This is a genomic window from Pelomonas sp. Root1444, assembly GCF_001426885.1.
Lineage (GTDB): Bacteria > Pseudomonadota > Gammaproteobacteria > Burkholderiales > Burkholderiaceae_C > Pelomonas.
In genome coordinates this window covers 575211-589952 of the sequence record NZ_LMFP01000028.1, presented here as the reverse complement: position 1 = coordinate 589952, position 14742 = coordinate 575211, and the positions used below count along the sequence as shown (strand labels likewise).

General features: G+C 67.6%; 16 protein-coding genes. 8 read left to right on the top strand and 8 right to left on the bottom strand.

The window, feature by feature from the left end; translation table 11 throughout:
- The first annotated feature begins 35 nt into the window (after positions 1 to 35).
- The 4 genes from ettA to ASD35_RS20485 all read left to right on the top strand — a co-directional run bounded on the left by ettA (position 36) and on the right by ASD35_RS20485 (position 4502).
- Entirely contained in the window at positions 36 to 1700 is a 1665-nt protein-coding gene (ettA, locus tag ASD35_RS20500) for an energy-dependent translational throttle protein EttA (RefSeq protein WP_056876797.1), read from the top strand.
- Between the two features lie 106 nt (positions 1701 to 1806).
- On the top strand, positions 1807 to 2301 hold the full coding sequence (locus ASD35_RS20495) for a Spy/CpxP family protein refolding chaperone (RefSeq protein ID WP_056876796.1): 495 nt from the start codon (positions 1807 to 1809) through the stop codon (positions 2299 to 2301).
- A gap of 91 nt (positions 2302 to 2392) precedes the next feature.
- Positions 2393 to 3112: a response regulator gene (locus ASD35_RS20490; protein ID WP_082580308.1), complete on the top strand. Its 720-nt coding sequence runs from the start codon at positions 2393 to 2395 to the stop codon at positions 3110 to 3112.
- A gap of 10 nt (positions 3113 to 3122) precedes the next feature.
- Entirely contained in the window at positions 3123 to 4502 is a 1380-nt protein-coding gene (locus tag ASD35_RS20485; RefSeq protein WP_056876794.1) for a HAMP domain-containing sensor histidine kinase, read from the top strand.
- Positions 4503 to 4624: 122 nt separating this feature from the next.
- Here ASD35_RS20485 and ASD35_RS20480 read toward each other — a convergent pair whose 3' ends face one another.
- The 5 genes from ASD35_RS20480 to trpS form a co-directional block, all read right to left on the bottom strand.
- A complete protein-coding gene (locus ASD35_RS20480; RefSeq protein ID WP_056876793.1) occupies positions 4625 to 5068 on the bottom strand; it encodes a response regulator in 444 nt (147 codons plus the stop codon).
- A gap of 42 nt (positions 5069 to 5110) precedes the next feature.
- The gene (locus ASD35_RS20475; protein ID WP_056876792.1) at positions 5111 to 6451 is read right to left on the bottom strand and encodes an ATPase domain-containing protein; all 1341 of its coding nucleotides are present in this window, start codon (positions 6449 to 6451) and stop codon (positions 5111 to 5113) included.
- Positions 6452 to 6640: 189 nt separating this feature from the next.
- Positions 6641 to 7984: an MATE family efflux transporter gene (locus ASD35_RS20470; RefSeq protein ID WP_056876791.1), complete on the bottom strand. Its 1344-nt coding sequence runs from the start codon at positions 7982 to 7984 to the stop codon at positions 6641 to 6643.
- A 67-nt stretch (positions 7985 to 8051) separates the two neighbouring features.
- Positions 8052 to 8462, bottom strand: a complete 411-nt coding sequence (locus ASD35_RS20465; protein WP_235538405.1) for a DUF3717 domain-containing protein — start codon at positions 8460 to 8462, stop codon at positions 8052 to 8054.
- Positions 8459 to 9451 (bottom strand): tryptophan--tRNA ligase, encoded by a 993-nt coding sequence (gene trpS / locus ASD35_RS20460; protein WP_056876790.1) that lies wholly within the window; start codon positions 9449 to 9451, stop codon positions 8459 to 8461. Before trpS ends, ASD35_RS20465 begins: the two co-directional genes overlap by 4 nt.
- Before the next feature lie 155 nt (positions 9452 to 9606).
- On the opposite strand from trpS, the gene purN reads away from it, so the two are divergent.
- Entirely contained in the window at positions 9607 to 10239 is a 633-nt protein-coding gene (gene purN / locus ASD35_RS20455; protein ID WP_056876789.1) for a phosphoribosylglycinamide formyltransferase, read from the top strand.
- Here the strand turns inward: purN and ASD35_RS20450 are convergent.
- Positions 10232 to 10882, bottom strand: a complete 651-nt coding sequence (locus ASD35_RS20450) for a DUF1345 domain-containing protein (protein WP_056876788.1) — start codon at positions 10880 to 10882, stop codon at positions 10232 to 10234. The genes purN and ASD35_RS20450 overlap by 8 nt on opposite strands.
- A 17-nt stretch (positions 10883 to 10899) precedes the next feature.
- Here ASD35_RS20450 and ASD35_RS20445 point away from each other — a divergent pair, with 17 nt between their 5' ends.
- From ASD35_RS20445 to ASD35_RS20435, 3 genes are all read left to right on the top strand, one after another.
- A complete protein-coding gene (locus ASD35_RS20445; RefSeq protein WP_056876787.1) occupies positions 10900 to 12162 on the top strand; it encodes an RsmB/NOP family class I SAM-dependent RNA methyltransferase in 1263 nt (420 codons plus the stop codon).
- A gap of 130 nt (positions 12163 to 12292) precedes the next feature.
- Positions 12293 to 13504, top strand: a complete 1212-nt coding sequence (locus ASD35_RS20440; RefSeq protein WP_056876786.1) for an acyl-CoA desaturase — start codon at positions 12293 to 12295, stop codon at positions 13502 to 13504.
- Positions 13505 to 13603: 99 nt separating this feature from the next.
- Positions 13604 to 14089: a DUF3016 domain-containing protein gene (locus tag ASD35_RS20435; protein WP_056876785.1), complete on the top strand. Its 486-nt coding sequence runs from the start codon at positions 13604 to 13606 to the stop codon at positions 14087 to 14089.
- A gap of 88 nt (positions 14090 to 14177) precedes the next feature.
- Here the strand turns inward: ASD35_RS20435 and rpmG are convergent, their stop codons facing one another.
- Positions 14178 to 14348, bottom strand: a complete 171-nt coding sequence (rpmG, locus tag ASD35_RS20430; RefSeq protein WP_025564431.1) for a 50S ribosomal protein L33 — start codon at positions 14346 to 14348, stop codon at positions 14178 to 14180.
- A gap of 45 nt (positions 14349 to 14393) precedes the next feature.
- On the bottom strand, positions 14394 to 14627 hold the full coding sequence (rpmB, locus tag ASD35_RS20425) for a 50S ribosomal protein L28 (RefSeq protein ID WP_056876784.1): 234 nt from the start codon (positions 14625 to 14627) through the stop codon (positions 14394 to 14396).
- Positions 14628 to 14742: the final 115 nt, after the last annotated feature.

The following is a 14742-nucleotide window of genomic DNA, read 5'->3' as shown; positions in this document are numbered from 1 at the left end:
GGCCTGCCGCCATTTCAGCCTCACAGGATTCGCCCATGGCCCAGTACGTCTTCAGCATGAACCGCGTCAACAAGACGGTTCCCCCCAAGCGCCACATCCTCAAGGACATCTCGCTGAGCTTCTTCCCCGGCGCCAAGATCGGCGTGCTGGGCGTGAACGGCTCGGGCAAGTCGACCCTGCTGAAGATCATGGCCGGCGTCGACAAGGAGTACGAAGGCGAGGCCGTGCCGATGCCCGGCATCAAGATCGGCTACCTGGAGCAGGAGCCGCGCCTGAACCCCGACCAGACCGTGCGCGAAGCGGTGGAAGAGGGCATCGGCGGCGTGCTGGCCGCCAAGAAGCGCCTGGATGAGGTCTATGCCGCCTATGCCGAGCCTGACGCCGATTTCGACGCGCTGGCCGCCGAGCAGGGCGAGCTGGAAGCCATCATCGCCGCCGCCGGCTCCGAGAACACCGACCTGCAGCTGGAACTGGCTGCCGACGCGCTGAACCTGCCGCCCTGGGACGCTGTCATCGGCGTGCTGTCCGGCGGCGAGAAGCGCCGTGTCGCGCTGTGCCGCCTGCTGCTGTCCAAGCCCGACATGCTGCTGCTGGACGAACCCACCAACCACTTGGACGCCGAGTCGGTCGAGTGGTTGGAGCAGTTCCTGCAGCGCTTCCCCGGCACCGTGGTGGCCATCACCCACGATCGCTACTTCCTGGACAACGCCGCCGAGTGGATTCTCGAACTCGACCGCGGCCACGGCATCCCGTGGAAGGGCAACTACTCCGACTGGCTGGACCAGAAGGAAAAGCGCCTGGAGACCGAGCAGAAGTCCGAAGACGCGCGCATGAAGGCGATGAAGGAGGAACTGAAGTGGGTTCGCTCCAACGCCAAGGGCCGCCAGGCCAAGAGCAAGGCGCGCCTGGCCCGCTTCGAGGAACTGAGCGACGTCGAGTACCAGCAGCGCAACGTGACCAACGAGATCTTCATCCCCGTGGCCGAGCGCCTGGGCAATGAGGTCATCGAGTTCGAGAACGTCAGCAAGAGCTTCGGCGACCGCGTGCTGATCGACAACCTGTCGTTCAAGGTGCCGGCAGGCGCCATCGTCGGCATCATCGGCCCCAACGGCGCCGGCAAGTCGACGCTGTTCCGCATGCTGCAGGGCGTGGAGCAGCCGGACAGCGGCACGGTCAAGATCGGCAAGACGGCCAAGATGGCCTTCGTCGACCAGAGCCGCGAGAGCATGGAAGCCGACAAGACCGTGTGGCAGGACGTCTCCGGCGGCCTGGACAACATCACGGTCGGCAAGTTCGTCATGCCCAGCCGCGCCTACCTGGGCCGCTTCAACTTCAAGGGCAACGACCAGCAGAAGCTCGTCGGCTCGCTGTCCGGCGGTGAGCGCGGCCGCCTGCACCTGGCCAAGACGCTGGCCCAGGGCGGCAACGTGCTGATGCTGGACGAACCGTCCAACGACCTGGACGTGGAAACCCTGCGCGCGCTGGAAGAGGCGCTGCTGGAGTTCGCCGGCTCGGCCATGGTCATCAGCCATGACCGCTGGTTCCTGGACCGCATCTGCACGCACATCCTGGCCTGCGAGGGCAACTCGCAGTGGTTCTTCTACGACGGCAACTTCCACGAGTACGAAGCCGACAAGAAAAAGCGCCTGGGCGAGGAAGGTGCGCGGCCGAAGCGCATGCGCTTCAAGCCGATCAAGTGATTGCTGGGGGCGGACAACGGGACACAGTTCTTTACCCCGGCCCCAAAGACCGCTCACAGGCGGCCTGGAAGATGACCTCACTTCCTCTTCTTCCAGGAGACCCGTGATGAAAGCCTTCCAGATCCAGAACCTGTTGCGCGCCGGCACCGTGGCCGCTGCGCTGGCCATCGGCGGTGCCGCCGCCCATGCGCAACCGGCTGGCCATGGCGAGCACCATCGCGGCGGCTCGGCCATGATGGCGCCCGGCGGCATGTTCGGCGGCCACATTGAACACATGCTGGACGTCGTCAATGCGACCGACGCACAACGCAGCCAGATCGAGGCCATCTTCAAGGCCGCGCGCCAGGACCTCGCCGGCCAGCGCGAAGCCGGCATGAAGCTGCACCAGCAGATGGCCACGCTGTTCACGGCCACCAACATCGACGCCGCGGCCATCGAGTCCGTGCGGGCCCAGATGAGCGCCCAGCATGAGGCCGCCTCCAAGCGCCTCAGCCAGGCCAGCATCGAGGCGGCCCGCGTGCTGACGCCCGAGCAGCGCGCCAAGATCGCCGAGGTCATGAAGAAGCGCCAGGCCCGCCGCGCAGCCCACAAGCCCGGTTGATTGGCCCACAGCGAGGAGTTCTGCGATGCTTGAGCCTCGAACCTCCGGCGCGGAACTGCGCCGGCCCTTGATTTCTTCGCTCGCCCCCTTGATGAGTAGTGCTCGACTGCTGTTGATCGATGACGATGCCCGCCTGACCGGCATGGTGGGCGACTACCTGCGCGCCGCGGGCTTCGAGGTCAGCACCGCCGGCAGCCTGGCGCAGGCGCGTGAGGCGCTGGCGCACGGCCGCTTCGAGCTGCTGGTGCTGGACCTGATGCTGCCCGACGGCGACGGCCTGGACTTCTGCCGCTGGCTGCGCGGCGACCCGCGCTGGCGCCACCAGCCGGTGCTGATGCTGTCGGCCCGCGGCGAGCCCATGGACCGCATCCTGGGCCTGGAACTGGGCGCCGACGACTACCTCGCCAAGCCCTTCGAGCCGCGCGAGCTGCAGGCCCGCATCAAGGCCCTGCTGCGCCGCCTGGAGCCCAAGCTGGACGGCGACGAGGTGCTGCGCTTCGGCCGGCTTGAGATCGACCTCGCGGCCCGCGTGGCGCGGCTGGACGGCAAGATCTGCGACCTGACCAGCCACCAGTTCGACCTCCTCGTCGTGCTGGCGCAAAGCCCGGGCCGGGTGCTGAGCCGCGACCAGATCATGGACGCGCTCAAGGGCCACCCGCTGGAGGCTTTCGACCGCTCCATCGACGTGCACATCTCGCGCATCCGCGCCGTCATCGAGGACGACCCCAAGAACCCGCGCCGCGTGCTGACCGTGCGCGGGGCCGGCTATGTCTTTGCCCGCAAGCAGGACGCCGACGCCGACGTCGCATGACATCCCTGGCTTGAAGTCACTCTACGTCCGCATCTACCTGACGCTGGTTGCGCTGCTGCTGGCCTTTGCCTTCGGCTCGGCGTGGCTGTTCCAGCGCCACATCGAGCAGGAGCGCGGCAATGTGGAGCTGGCGGCCGGGGAGCGGCTGAACGCGATGGCCGGCCTGCTCAAGCTCGCGCTGCCGCCCGCCACGGCGCCGCGTGCCGAGCAGGCGGCCGTCTTCGCCGACTGGGGCCAGCGGCTGCGCATGCCGCTCGCGCTGGAGGACGTCGACGGCAAGCGCATCGCCACCACGCAGATGTTCCAGCGCCGCTCTGACGACCCCGGCGCCATCATCGTCAGCGCCAACCTGGGCGACGGCCGCAGCCTGGAGATGGTGCGCACCGTGCGTCCGCCCACGGCGCAGGCCGGCGCTTCGGGCCCCATCGGCGCTGGCGGCCCCAACGCCCGCCCGCCACGGTCGGACGAAGGGCCGTGGACCGGCCCGTGGCTGCATCGCCCGGTGTCGCCGGGCGCGCCGGCCGTGTCCACCCTGGCCATCGTGCTGGTGTTGCTGTTCATCGGCGTCGCCGTGGGGGCCTATCCAGTGGTGCGCCGCCTGACGCGCCGGCTGGAATCGCTCAAGCGCGGCGTCGAGCAGTTCGGCGCCGGCCAGCTGGGACACCGCGTCGACGACAGTGGCCGCGACGAGGTGGCCGCGCTGGCCACCAGCTTCAACCAGGCTGCCGACCGCATCGAGACGCTGCTGCGCTCGCACCAGACGCTGCTGGCCAACGCCAGCCACGAGCTGCGCTCGCCGCTGGCGCGGCTGAAGATGGCTTTCGCGATGCTGGACGAAGCCGCGCCTGCGCAGCGGGACAAACTGGCGCGCGAGATCGACGTCAACATCGCCGAGCTCGATGCCCTGGTCGAGGAGGTGCTGCTGGCCAGCCGCCTGGAGGCCGGCAGCGCGGTCGGCGAGACGCATGCCGTGGACCTGCTGGCCCTCGGCGCCGAGGAGGCGGCCCGTGCCGAGGTGGCCTTCGAGCCCGAGAGCGATTCGGCCCGCGTGGACGGCCAGGAGCGGCTGCTGCGCCGCGCGCTGCGCAACCTGCTGGACAACGCGCGCCGCTACGGCGGGCCGGAGGTGGAGCTGGTGCTGCGCCCGGTCGCCGGCGGCCATGAACTCGTCGTCGCCGACCGCGGCCCGGGGGTGCCGGCCGAACTGCGCGAGCGCATCTTCGAGCCGTTCTACCGCCTGCCCGGACACGCCGAGATGGCCGGCGGTGTCGGCCTGGGCCTGAGCCTCGTCAAGCAGATCGCCGAGCGCCACGGTGGCAGCGTGCGCTGCCTGCCGCGCGAGGGCGGCGGGAGCCGCTTCGTGCTCTTTCTACCGGCTGCGAAGCCCTGACCGCAAAGCGTCAACAGGTCCTTAGGCGATCTCTTGATCCAGCACACCGGTGGCAGGCAGCCGATGCGGTGGTGAGGCAGGTGCCGGCCGTGGGGCGACTTCAGGCTGGCAGGGCATCGCTCCTAGTCGTCACTTGGCAATTCGATGCCCTTCAGCAAATGCCGCATCGATTCGTCGACATCACGGCTGCGCACCCGCTGCCTGCGCCCTCCGGAGGCGAGCTCCCCTACGATCGACAGCAACGCCTCGACGTCATAGGGCTTGGACAGGAACGCGTCGTAGTCGCCGAACGACTTCTGTACGACCTCCTCACTGGTGCCGCTCATGAACAAGAACGGGATGTCGGCCCAATTCGAGTTCTGGCGGATCATCGTCCCGAGTTCGCCGCCGGTCATGTGGGGCATCATGAAATCGGAGACGATCACCGCAGGGCGCTCACCACTGAGTGTTTGGAGTGCATCGCGACCGTTGGAGGCCGATGTAACGCGGTAGCCGTGCGCTTCGAGGATCAGCTGCAGCACTTCCGCTGCGCCGTACTCGTCCTCCACGATCAGAATGAGCTGCATCTGCGGTGGCTCCTCTAGCCGTTGTGCTTCGCATCGAGGCGATCAACCCCGCAACGGGATGACGGTCGCTTCGCCATGTCGGCCTCTCATCTTGCGTACGGCCAGTTGCCTGGACGCCCCCACATCGCGCGGCGCCTCGAGTACCAGTACGTTGTCGAACAGGGCTGCGAGGCCTGGGGCAAGCGGCGTGCCGCTCGCCAGGCTGATCTCCGCGGGGTCGAGCGTAAACAACGCCGTGACGGCGCGCCGACGCAGTTCCATCAGCAACCGCCCCAAGAAACGATAGCCTCGATCCTGGAACGCACGCGTGTCGGCCAGAGCCGCCACGCTGTCCAATACCAGCCGCCTCGCTCTCGCCTCGTCCACCAGGCGCAGGATCTTGTGCCCCATCTCGTCCAGCGACTCATCGGACTGGCCAAGGGTCTCGATGCGAAGCCCGCCGCACTGCGATGCCCTCTCGAGGCCGATGTCGAACCGCCCAGCCAGGTGACAGGCACCTGCCTTCGTCTCCGGTGCCGCGATCAACAGCAGCCCCGGCGCTTCAGGCGTCGATGCGGCGGCGAAGCGGTATCCCATGAGCGTCTTGCCCGATCCACTTTCGCCGGTGACGAGCGAATTGCTTCCCTCCCAGACCCCTCGCCCCCCCAATGCAGCGTCGATCTCGTGAATGCCCAGCGGGACGCTGCCCGCGTCAGCGAGTTCGCCGTGCAGCAAGGGCATGCTCTCCAGCCGAGGAAAGAATTGCAGGCCTTCGTTGGTGATGCAGAAGGAATGCTGCCCGCGCACGACCTCGCTGCCGCGAAACTTCCTGACTTGGACGAGGCGCTCCGCCCGGCCCTTGAACAGTTGGTCCTCGAACGAGAAGATGCCATCGACCATCGTCTGTTCGGCGCTGAGCGCGTTGCCGCGACCCGTGGTCAATACCAGGCAGGTGCAGCTCATCGCCGTGACCAGGCTTTGCAGTTCGTGGACGAACTGGCGAACGCCTTCGTCGATACCCTGCGCACTGACGACCAGCCCGTCGACGACGAGCAAGGTGGCGCCGCTTCGGGCCAGCTCGCTGCGCAGGAGACTCAGCACCCCCTTGAGGCCCTCGTTCTCCAGTTCCCGATACCCGCTCACATAGAACACGAAGGCGTTGACCGCTGCCTTGCGAAAAAAGGTCTGATGGCTCATGTGCTGCACCATGCGTGCATGCGACTCGGCGAGCATGGTCACGTAGAGCGTCTTGTGGCCGGCACTGGCGTGGTTGTACGCCATCTGGTTGGCCAGCGTCGTCTTGCCAACGCCGGGGGGTCCTTCAAGGATATAGACCCCGCCTTCGAACAGACCGCCGCGCAGGATGTCGTCCAGACCCGCAACGGTCGATGGAAACCTATTCATGAGATACGCCTGACATCAGAAAAGTAGATGCTCGACCTGACCGATTTGCCGCGTGCCGCGGAACCCGGTTCGCTGCCGTTCATGTGCTGCAAATTCTAGAAATGATCGAGAACTGGGCGATGAGCTTGCGTTCAGAAACGTTTGGGCGCGGCCGTTTGCGCGCCTTCAAGGCGCAGACAAGTTTCACGCCTAGCGGTTCTCGTTGAAAACGCGCTTGAGCAACAGGCTCAACAACAGCGCCGCGGCGATCAGACCCGCCGTGGCCGCCTGCCAGAAGCCCACTGCGCCGACGCCGCTGCCGCCGAAGGCGAGGAAGTAGCCGCCGCCTATGCCCAGCCCCCACAGCGCGATGACGTAGATGACCATCGGCAGCGTGGCCACCTGGTAGGCGCGCAGCACATAGGCCGCCACCGTCTGCAGCGCATCGCCGAGGTGGAAGAACCACACCCACACCAGCAGCGGCAGCGCGGCTGCGGCGGCCTCGGGGTTGGACGTGTACAGCGCCACGATGGACTCGCGCGCCAGCGCGACGACGGCGCCCACGGCCGCCGCCACCAGCGCCGCGAGCACCATCGCATGCCGGCCGACGGTGCGCGCCTCGCGCTTCTGGTCGGCGCCCAGGTGCTGGGCCACCAGCGTGCCGGCGGCGGTGGCCAGCGCCAGCGCGATCATGAACATCATCGCGACGAGGTTGACGGCGATCTGGTGGCCGGCCACCGGCGTCGCGCCCAGGCGGGCGATGAAGAAGGCCATGAAGGTGAAGCCCGTCACCTCCACCAGGATGGAGCCGCCCATCGGCAGGCCCAGGCGCACCAGGCCCAGCAGCTCGCGCCACTGCGGGCGGGTGTGCCACAGGTGCGGGATGCGGAAGGGCGTGTAGAAGGCATCGCGCCTCAGCACGGCCTGGGCGACGAGCGCCTGGGCCGTCATCGCGATCGCCGTGGCCCAGCCGCAGCCAGCGACGCCCATGGCCGGGATGGGGCCCCAGCCGAATACGAGCAATGCATTCAGCGGCACCTTGGCGGCCAGGCCGGTCAGTTGCATCGCCATCACGGCCTTGGGCCGGCTGACGGAGGTCGAGAAGCCGCGGAAGGCCGTGAACAGCAGGGCGGCCGGCAAGGCGAAGGCTTCCGGCCGGGTGTAGGCCTGCACCTTCGCGGCCTGCGCCGCGTCGAGCTGGGCCAGCCAGATGAACGGATCGGGGAACCACAGCGCCAGGCAGCCGGGCACGCACAGCAGCAAGGCCAGCCATTGCGCCTGCACGAAGCTGCGGCCCGCACCGGGTCGGTCATCCGCGCCGAACTGACGGCCGGCGATGGGCCCGACGGCGAGCACGACGCCCATCAGCCCGACAAAGATGGTCACGTAGGCCGCGGAGCCGACGGCCAGCGCTGCAAGGTCCTGCGCGCCCACGCGGCCCATCATCAGCGTGTCGACCGTGCTGAACATCATCACAGCCAGCTGGCCGACGAGCACCGGCCAGGCCTGCGGCACCAGACGGCGCACGCTGTCGGTGAAACGGATGCGTGTCATGTCTGACCCTCGGCCGACGGGTACGTCGGCAGGTCCCCCGAGGGGGCGGCCCGGCGCTCGGCCCGCGTCATCGCGCTGCCCTCTCCGCATAGCGGTTGAAGCGCCAGGCCGTGCCCTCGAAGCTGATGCGGTGCCAGACGGCGCGCTTCTCGAACGGGCCGAGCGCCGGCCATTGCTGCACCTCGTCGAAGCTGCGCCCGCAGCCCTTGCAGATGGGGTCGCCCTGGGCGGTGGAGCAGATGGCGATGCAGGGCGAATCGGGCGTGGTTTCGTACCAGGCCAGCCAGGCGCTCAGCGCCGCGTCGCTCAGCAGATCGACGTCCAGCTCGCTGGCCCGCTGCCAGGCCAGCAGCGCGTAGGCCTCGGCCAGCGCGCGCACCTCGGGCGCGGCGCTGATGCCGTCGGGCGACGGCGAACGCTCGCGCCACCAGTTGATGGCGGCTTCGAGGTCCGTGACATGGATCTTTTCCGGACTCAAGCGACCAGCCCCATTGCGCCACGCACCTCGCGCAGCGTCTTGCGTGCAACGGCGCGGGCGCGCTCGGTGCCGACCTCCAGCGTCCACCGCACCTGCTGCGGGTCCAGTGCCGCGGCACGTTCGCGCCAGGGCGCCTGCTCGCGCTGGATGGCCTCGACCAGCGGCTGCTTGCAGTCCAGGCAGCCGATGCTGGCTGTGCGGCAGCCGGTGTCGCAGGTGGCGCGCGTGGCGGCGTCGGTGTAGATCTGGTGCAGCGGCCAGACGGGGCAGCGCGCCGGGTCGCCGGGGTCCGTGCGGCGCACGCGCTGTGGGTCGGTCGGCATCGTGCGGATCTTGGCGGCCGTGTCCTCCGGCGAGTCGCGCATCGCGATCGCGTTGCCCAGGCTCTTGCTCATCTTCTGGCCGTCGAGGCCCGGCACGCGGGCGGTCTCGGTCAGCAGGGCCTGCGGCTCCACGAACACCGGCTGGTACAAGCGGTTGAAGCGCCGGCCCACCTCGCGGGTGACTTCGACGTGCGCGGCCTGGTCCTCGCCCACCGGCACGCCGGCGGGCTTGTAGAGCAGGATGTCGGCGGCCTGCAGCAGCGGGTAGCCGAGGAAGCCGTAGGTGGCCAGCTCGGGGTCGGCGGCCACCTGGTCCTTGTAGCTGGGCATGCGTGCCAGCCAGCTCGACGGCGTGCACATGGCCAGCAGCGTGAACAGCTCGGCGTGCTCGGGCATGCGGCTTTGCAGGAAGAGGGTGCAGCGCTCGGGATCGATGCCGGCGGCCAGCCAGTCGGTGACCATGTCGTAGACATGGCGGGTCAGCGTGTCGCGGTCGGGATGGGACGTCGTCAGCGCATGCCAGTCGGCGACGAAGAAGAAGCAGTCGTGCGAGTCCTGCAGGCCCACCCAGTTCTTGAGGGCGCCATGGAAGTGGCCGAGGTGCAGGGCGCCGGTGGGGCGCATGCCCGAGAGGGCGCGCGGGCGGGTGAGGGCGGGTGTCGGCATGGGGCGCGGATTGTCGTTCAAGGCACTTGGACCTGCCGGTCGCCATGGGCGCGGGTTCTACACTGCCGGCCCATGGAACATGACCCCCACGCGCCCACACTTCCTGTGGCCACTGCCCCCCGAGGGGGCGTTCTTCATCGTGGGGCGGCCCGGCGATGAAGAGACTGGTGATTCTGATTTCGGGGCGGGGCTCCAACATGGAGGCCATCGTGAAGGCCTGCAAGGCCGAGGGCTGGCCGGCCGAGGTGGCTGCCGTCATCAGCAACCGGCCCGACGCCGCCGGCCTGCAGTTCGCTGCCGAGCATGGCATCGCCACCGCCGTGGTCGACCACAAGGCCTATGCCAGCCGCGAGGAATTCGACGCCGAACTGGCCCGCGTCATCGACGGTTTCTCGCCCGACCTGGTCGTGCTGGCCGGCTTCATGCGCATCCTGACGCCCGGCTTCACGGCCCGCTATGCGCGCCGCATGCTCAACATCCACCCGTCGCTGCTGCCGGCCTTCACCGGCCTGCACACGCACGAACGGGCCATAGCGATGGGCTGCAAGATCGCCGGCGTGACGGTGCATTTCGTGACCGCCGAGCTGGACCACGGCGCCATCGTCATCCAGGCCGCCGTGCCGGTGCTGCCGAGCGACGATGCCAAGGCCCTGTCGGCCCGCGTGCTGACGGCCGAGCACCGCATCTACCCGCAGGCGGTGCGCTGGTTCGCGGAAGGCGCGCTGGTGTGGGAGGGCGAGGTCGTCCGCCACCGCGACGGTGCGCCGCAGCAGCTGTTCGTCAGCTGACCAAGCTGGCCAGGATGTTGACCGTCAATGCCAGCACGCCGGTGTTGAAGATGAAGGCCAGCAGTGCCTGAGCCAGCACCAGGCGGCGCATCGCCCGCGAACTGACGCTGACGTCCGATGTCTGCGAGGTCGCGGCCACGGTGATCGAGAAGTACAGGAAGTCGCCATAGTCCGGCGGCCCGTCGTCGCCCGGGAACTCCAGTCCGTGCGCCGCCTTGCCCTCGCCGTGATACAGGCTCGCGTAGGCGATGCCGAACTCCACCGGCAGCAGCAGCCAGGAGCTGCAGACCGTGGCGATTGCGAACGCCAGGGGCAAGCCGCCGGCGGCATGGGCCTGGCGCGCGCTGCCCAGCTCCAGCGCGATGGCGCCGAAGCTCGCGAGCGCGCCGCTGACGGCCAGCAGCAGCATGACGGGCAGCCCTTCAGCAAGGCGGCTGGCGCGCTCCTGCACGTTCACCGAGCCGGCGCGGCCCAGCATCATCCACAGCGCCAGTGGCAGGTAGATCCACAGCGTGAGGTCCCAGCCCAGCAGCAGCCGTGTCGTCGTCGGCAGGTCGCCGGGCCACAGGGCGGCGAGCGCGCTGCCGGCGAGGATGGCCGACAGCAGACGGGGGCGCAGGCGCAGCTGGGTCCAGAGGTTCATCTTGGGATAATGCGGCGATGCATCCTAATGCCCTCCTGGAGCTGTGCGCCGAGCTGATCGCCGCCGTCAACAAGCTCGACGCGCCGGCCGACGCGACCGTCTCGGCCTTCTTCCGCCAACACAAGAACCTCGGCCAGCGCGAACGCGCCAGCCTTGCCGAAACCGTCTATGCGTTGCTGCGTGAGCGGCTCAAGTTCCAGAACCTGGCCCAGAGCGGCAGCGGCCCGATGCCGCGCCGCCTGGCGATCCTGGCCTGGCGCGGCAGCGACAGCTTCCTGCGCGGCGCGCTGAGCCCGGCCGAGCAGCAATGGCTGGCCCAGGTGCAGGCCATCGCGCCGGACAGCTTGGCGCCCAAGTTGCGCCACAACCTGCCCGACTGGCTGGCCGAGCCGCTGCTGGCGCGCCTGGGCGAGGAAGAATTCTGGAAGCTGGCCGGCGCGCTGAACGAGGCGGCACCGCTGGACCTGCGCGTCAACACGCTCAAGCTCAAGCGCGAGGAAGCCCAGGCACAGCTGGCCGCCGTGGGCATCGAGGCGCAGCCGACGCCGTATTCGCCGCTGGGCCTGCGCGTGCATGGCAAGCCTGCGCTGAACAAGCTGGATCTGTTCACCAGCGGCGCGGTCGAGGTGCAGGACGAGGGCAGCCAGCTGCTGGCGCTGCTGCTGGCGCCCAGGCGCGGCGAGATGGTCGTCGACTTCTGCGCTGGCGCAGGCGGCAAGACGCTGGCCTTGGGGGCCGCGATGCGCAACACCGGCCGGCTTTATGCCTTCGACGTGTCGGGCCACCGGCTCGACGCGCTGAAACCCCGCCTGGCGCGCAGCGGCCTGTCCAACGTCTACCCGGCCCAGATCGCCCATGAGCGCGACGACCGCATCAAGCGCCTGGCCGGCAAGATCGACCGCGTGCTGGTCGACGCGCCGTGCTCGGGCCTGGGCACGCTGCGCCGCAACCCCGACCTGAAATGGCGCCAGTCGCCCCAGGCCGTGAGCGAGCTGCAGGCCAAGCAGCGTGCCATCCTGGCCAGCGCCGCGCGTCTCGTGAAGCCGGGCGGTCGCCTGGTCTACGCCACCTGCAGCCTGCTGGACGCCGAGAACGAAGTGATCACCGCCGAGTTTGCCGCCGCCCACGGCGACTTCAGGCCGCTGGCCGCGGATGAGGCGCTCGCCAAGTCGCAGGTGGAGCGCAGCAGCGAGCTTGTGGAAAACGGTGCATTGCGGTTGTGGCCGCACCGGCATGCCACCGACGGCTTTTTCGCCGTTGCGTGGGAGCGCGCGGCTTGACCGGCGTCAAGGAACGCGTCGCATCACACGCCTACGCGCGAATGCGGTGCGCGGAACCCCTTGATTTTGGGGGCGTTCCTCTACAATCGAACTTCCTTTGCATGGCCGTTCCGGCCGGGGTCTTGGACGCATGAACGACATCTTGAACGCGCTGATCGACTGGGTAGGCTCCGGCCTGCTGGGTTTCAGCTTCTGGCAACTTGTGATCTACACGCTGGTTGTGACCCACATCACGATCGCTGCGGTCACGATCTTCCTGCATCGCTGCCAGGCTCACCGCGCGCTCGACCTCGGTCCTATCCCGTCGCATTTCTTCCGCTTCTGGCTGTGGCTGACGACCGGCATGGTCACCCGTGAATGGGTGGCCATCCACCGCAAGCACCACGCCAAGTGCGAAACCGAGGAAGACCCGCACAGCCCGCAGACCCGCGGCCTGAAGAAGGTGCTGGCCGAGGGCGCCGAGCTGTATCGCGCCGAGGCCAAGAATGCCGAGACCATTGCGAAGTACAGCCGCGGCACCCCCGACGACTGGATCGAGCGCAACCTGTACACCCGCTACAGCTGGCAGGGCGTGGCGCTGATGCTCATCATCAACGTCACCCTGTTCGGCGCCGCTGGTGCAACGATCTGGGCCATCCAGATGGCCTGGATTCCCATCTGGGCGGCCGGCGTCATCAACGGCATTGGCCACTACTGGGGTTATCGCAACTTCGAAGCGCCTGATGCGTCGACCAACCTGACGCCCTGGACGCTGATCGTTGGCGGCGAAGAGCTGCACAACAACCACCACACCTACCCCACGTCGGCGAAGTTTTCGGTCAAGCCGTACGAGTTCGACATCGGCTGGATGTACATCCGCGGCCTGGAGATGCTGGGCATGGCCAAGGTCCGCAAGACGGCGCCCAAGCTGAGCCTGGGCGAGATCAAGCCGGCTGACGCCCGCACGCTGGAAGCGCTGATTGCCAACCGCTACGAGGTCATGGCCACCTACGCGCGAGGCCTGAAGGCGGCATGCGCGGCCGAACTGGCCAAGATCCAGGCCGAAAGCGGCAAGCACTCCGAGCGTTTTGCGCAGTTCAAGCAGGCCCAACGCTGGCTGCACCGCGACGAAGACCGGATTCCGCCGGCCGTGCATGGCGACCTGGCGCATGCCCGGGCCGCGAGCCCGGTCATCGACAAACTGGTGACCATGCGCGAGGAACTGCGCCAGATGTGGACGCGTACCAATGTCTCGGCCGAGCAACTGGTTGCCGACCTGCAGGCCTGGTGCCGCCGCGCCGAGGAAAGTGGCATCGCCGAGCTGCAAGCCTTCTCGATGCGCCTGCGCGCCGCTCACGCCTGAGCGAGGTTTCGCCGGTGTAAAGGGCGCCCCTGCGTGGCGCCCTTTTTTTTTGTCTGGCCTAGACTTGGTGCACGCAGTCGCTGAATCAGGAGGCATGCCATGAAACACCACTGGATTGCTCTGGGCCTGCTGGCCCTCGCTGCCACCGCGCGTGCCGACGTGCAGGTGAATTTCGTCCAACCCGAGAAGTTCTCGGACATCAAGGACAACCACGGCTTCAAGCAGATGGATCTGTTGAAGGACATCGAAGCCCACCTCGTCCAGCAGGCTGGCAAGCGCCTGCCGGGCAAGGAGGTGCGCATCGACGTGACCGACTTGGACCTGGCCGGTGAGGTTGAACCCTTCGGCCGCCGCATGGAGTGGCTGCGCGTGATGCGCACGGTCACGCTGCCTTACATCGCCTTCAACTACGAAGTGCGCGAGGGCGGCAAGGTGGTGCAGCAGGGCGAGGTCAAACTGCGCGACATGAACTACCAAGACGGTTTCAACAACTATTCCAGCAGCGACTCGCTGCGCTACGAGAAGCAGATGATCGACCGCTGGTTCAAGGACGAGTTCAGCCCGAAGGTCGCCACGGCGCGCTGATTGGGCGCCACAACGACAAAACCCGCCAGCGTTGCCGCTTGGCGGGTTTTGTTTTGGCTGAAGCGCAAGCGGTGTGAGCCGCTGGCGATCACTTCAGCTTGATTTCCTTGTACAGGACATGCTTGCGCGCCTTGGGATCGAACTTCATGAATTCGAGCTTTTCGGGCGTGGTCTTCTTGTTCTTGTTCGTCGTGTAGAAGTGGCCGGTGCCCGCAGTGGACTCCAGCTTGATCTTTTCGCGGCCGCCTTTGGATGCCATGGTCGTATTCCTTCAGTAGTCAGTGAATGACGATCAGAGCTCGCCTTACAGCTCACCCTTAGCGCGCAGATCGGCGATGACTTGGTCGATGCCGACCTTGTCGATCAAACGCAGAGCGGCGTTCGTGATGCGCAGGCGCACCCAACGGTTTTCCGATTCCACCCAGAAACGGCGGTATTGCAGGTTCGGCAGGAACCGACGCTTGGTTTTGTTGTTGGCGTGGGAAACATTGTTCCCGACCATGGGCTTCTTGCCCGTGACTTGACAGACGCGTGCCATTGACGCTTCTCCGGTTTGACTTCGCTGACCAGCCGTCCTCGCGGACGGCCCTTTGACCGCAAATGCCTGCTAAACCCAAGCCGGTTGACGTATCAACCAGTCAGGCGCGGTCCAT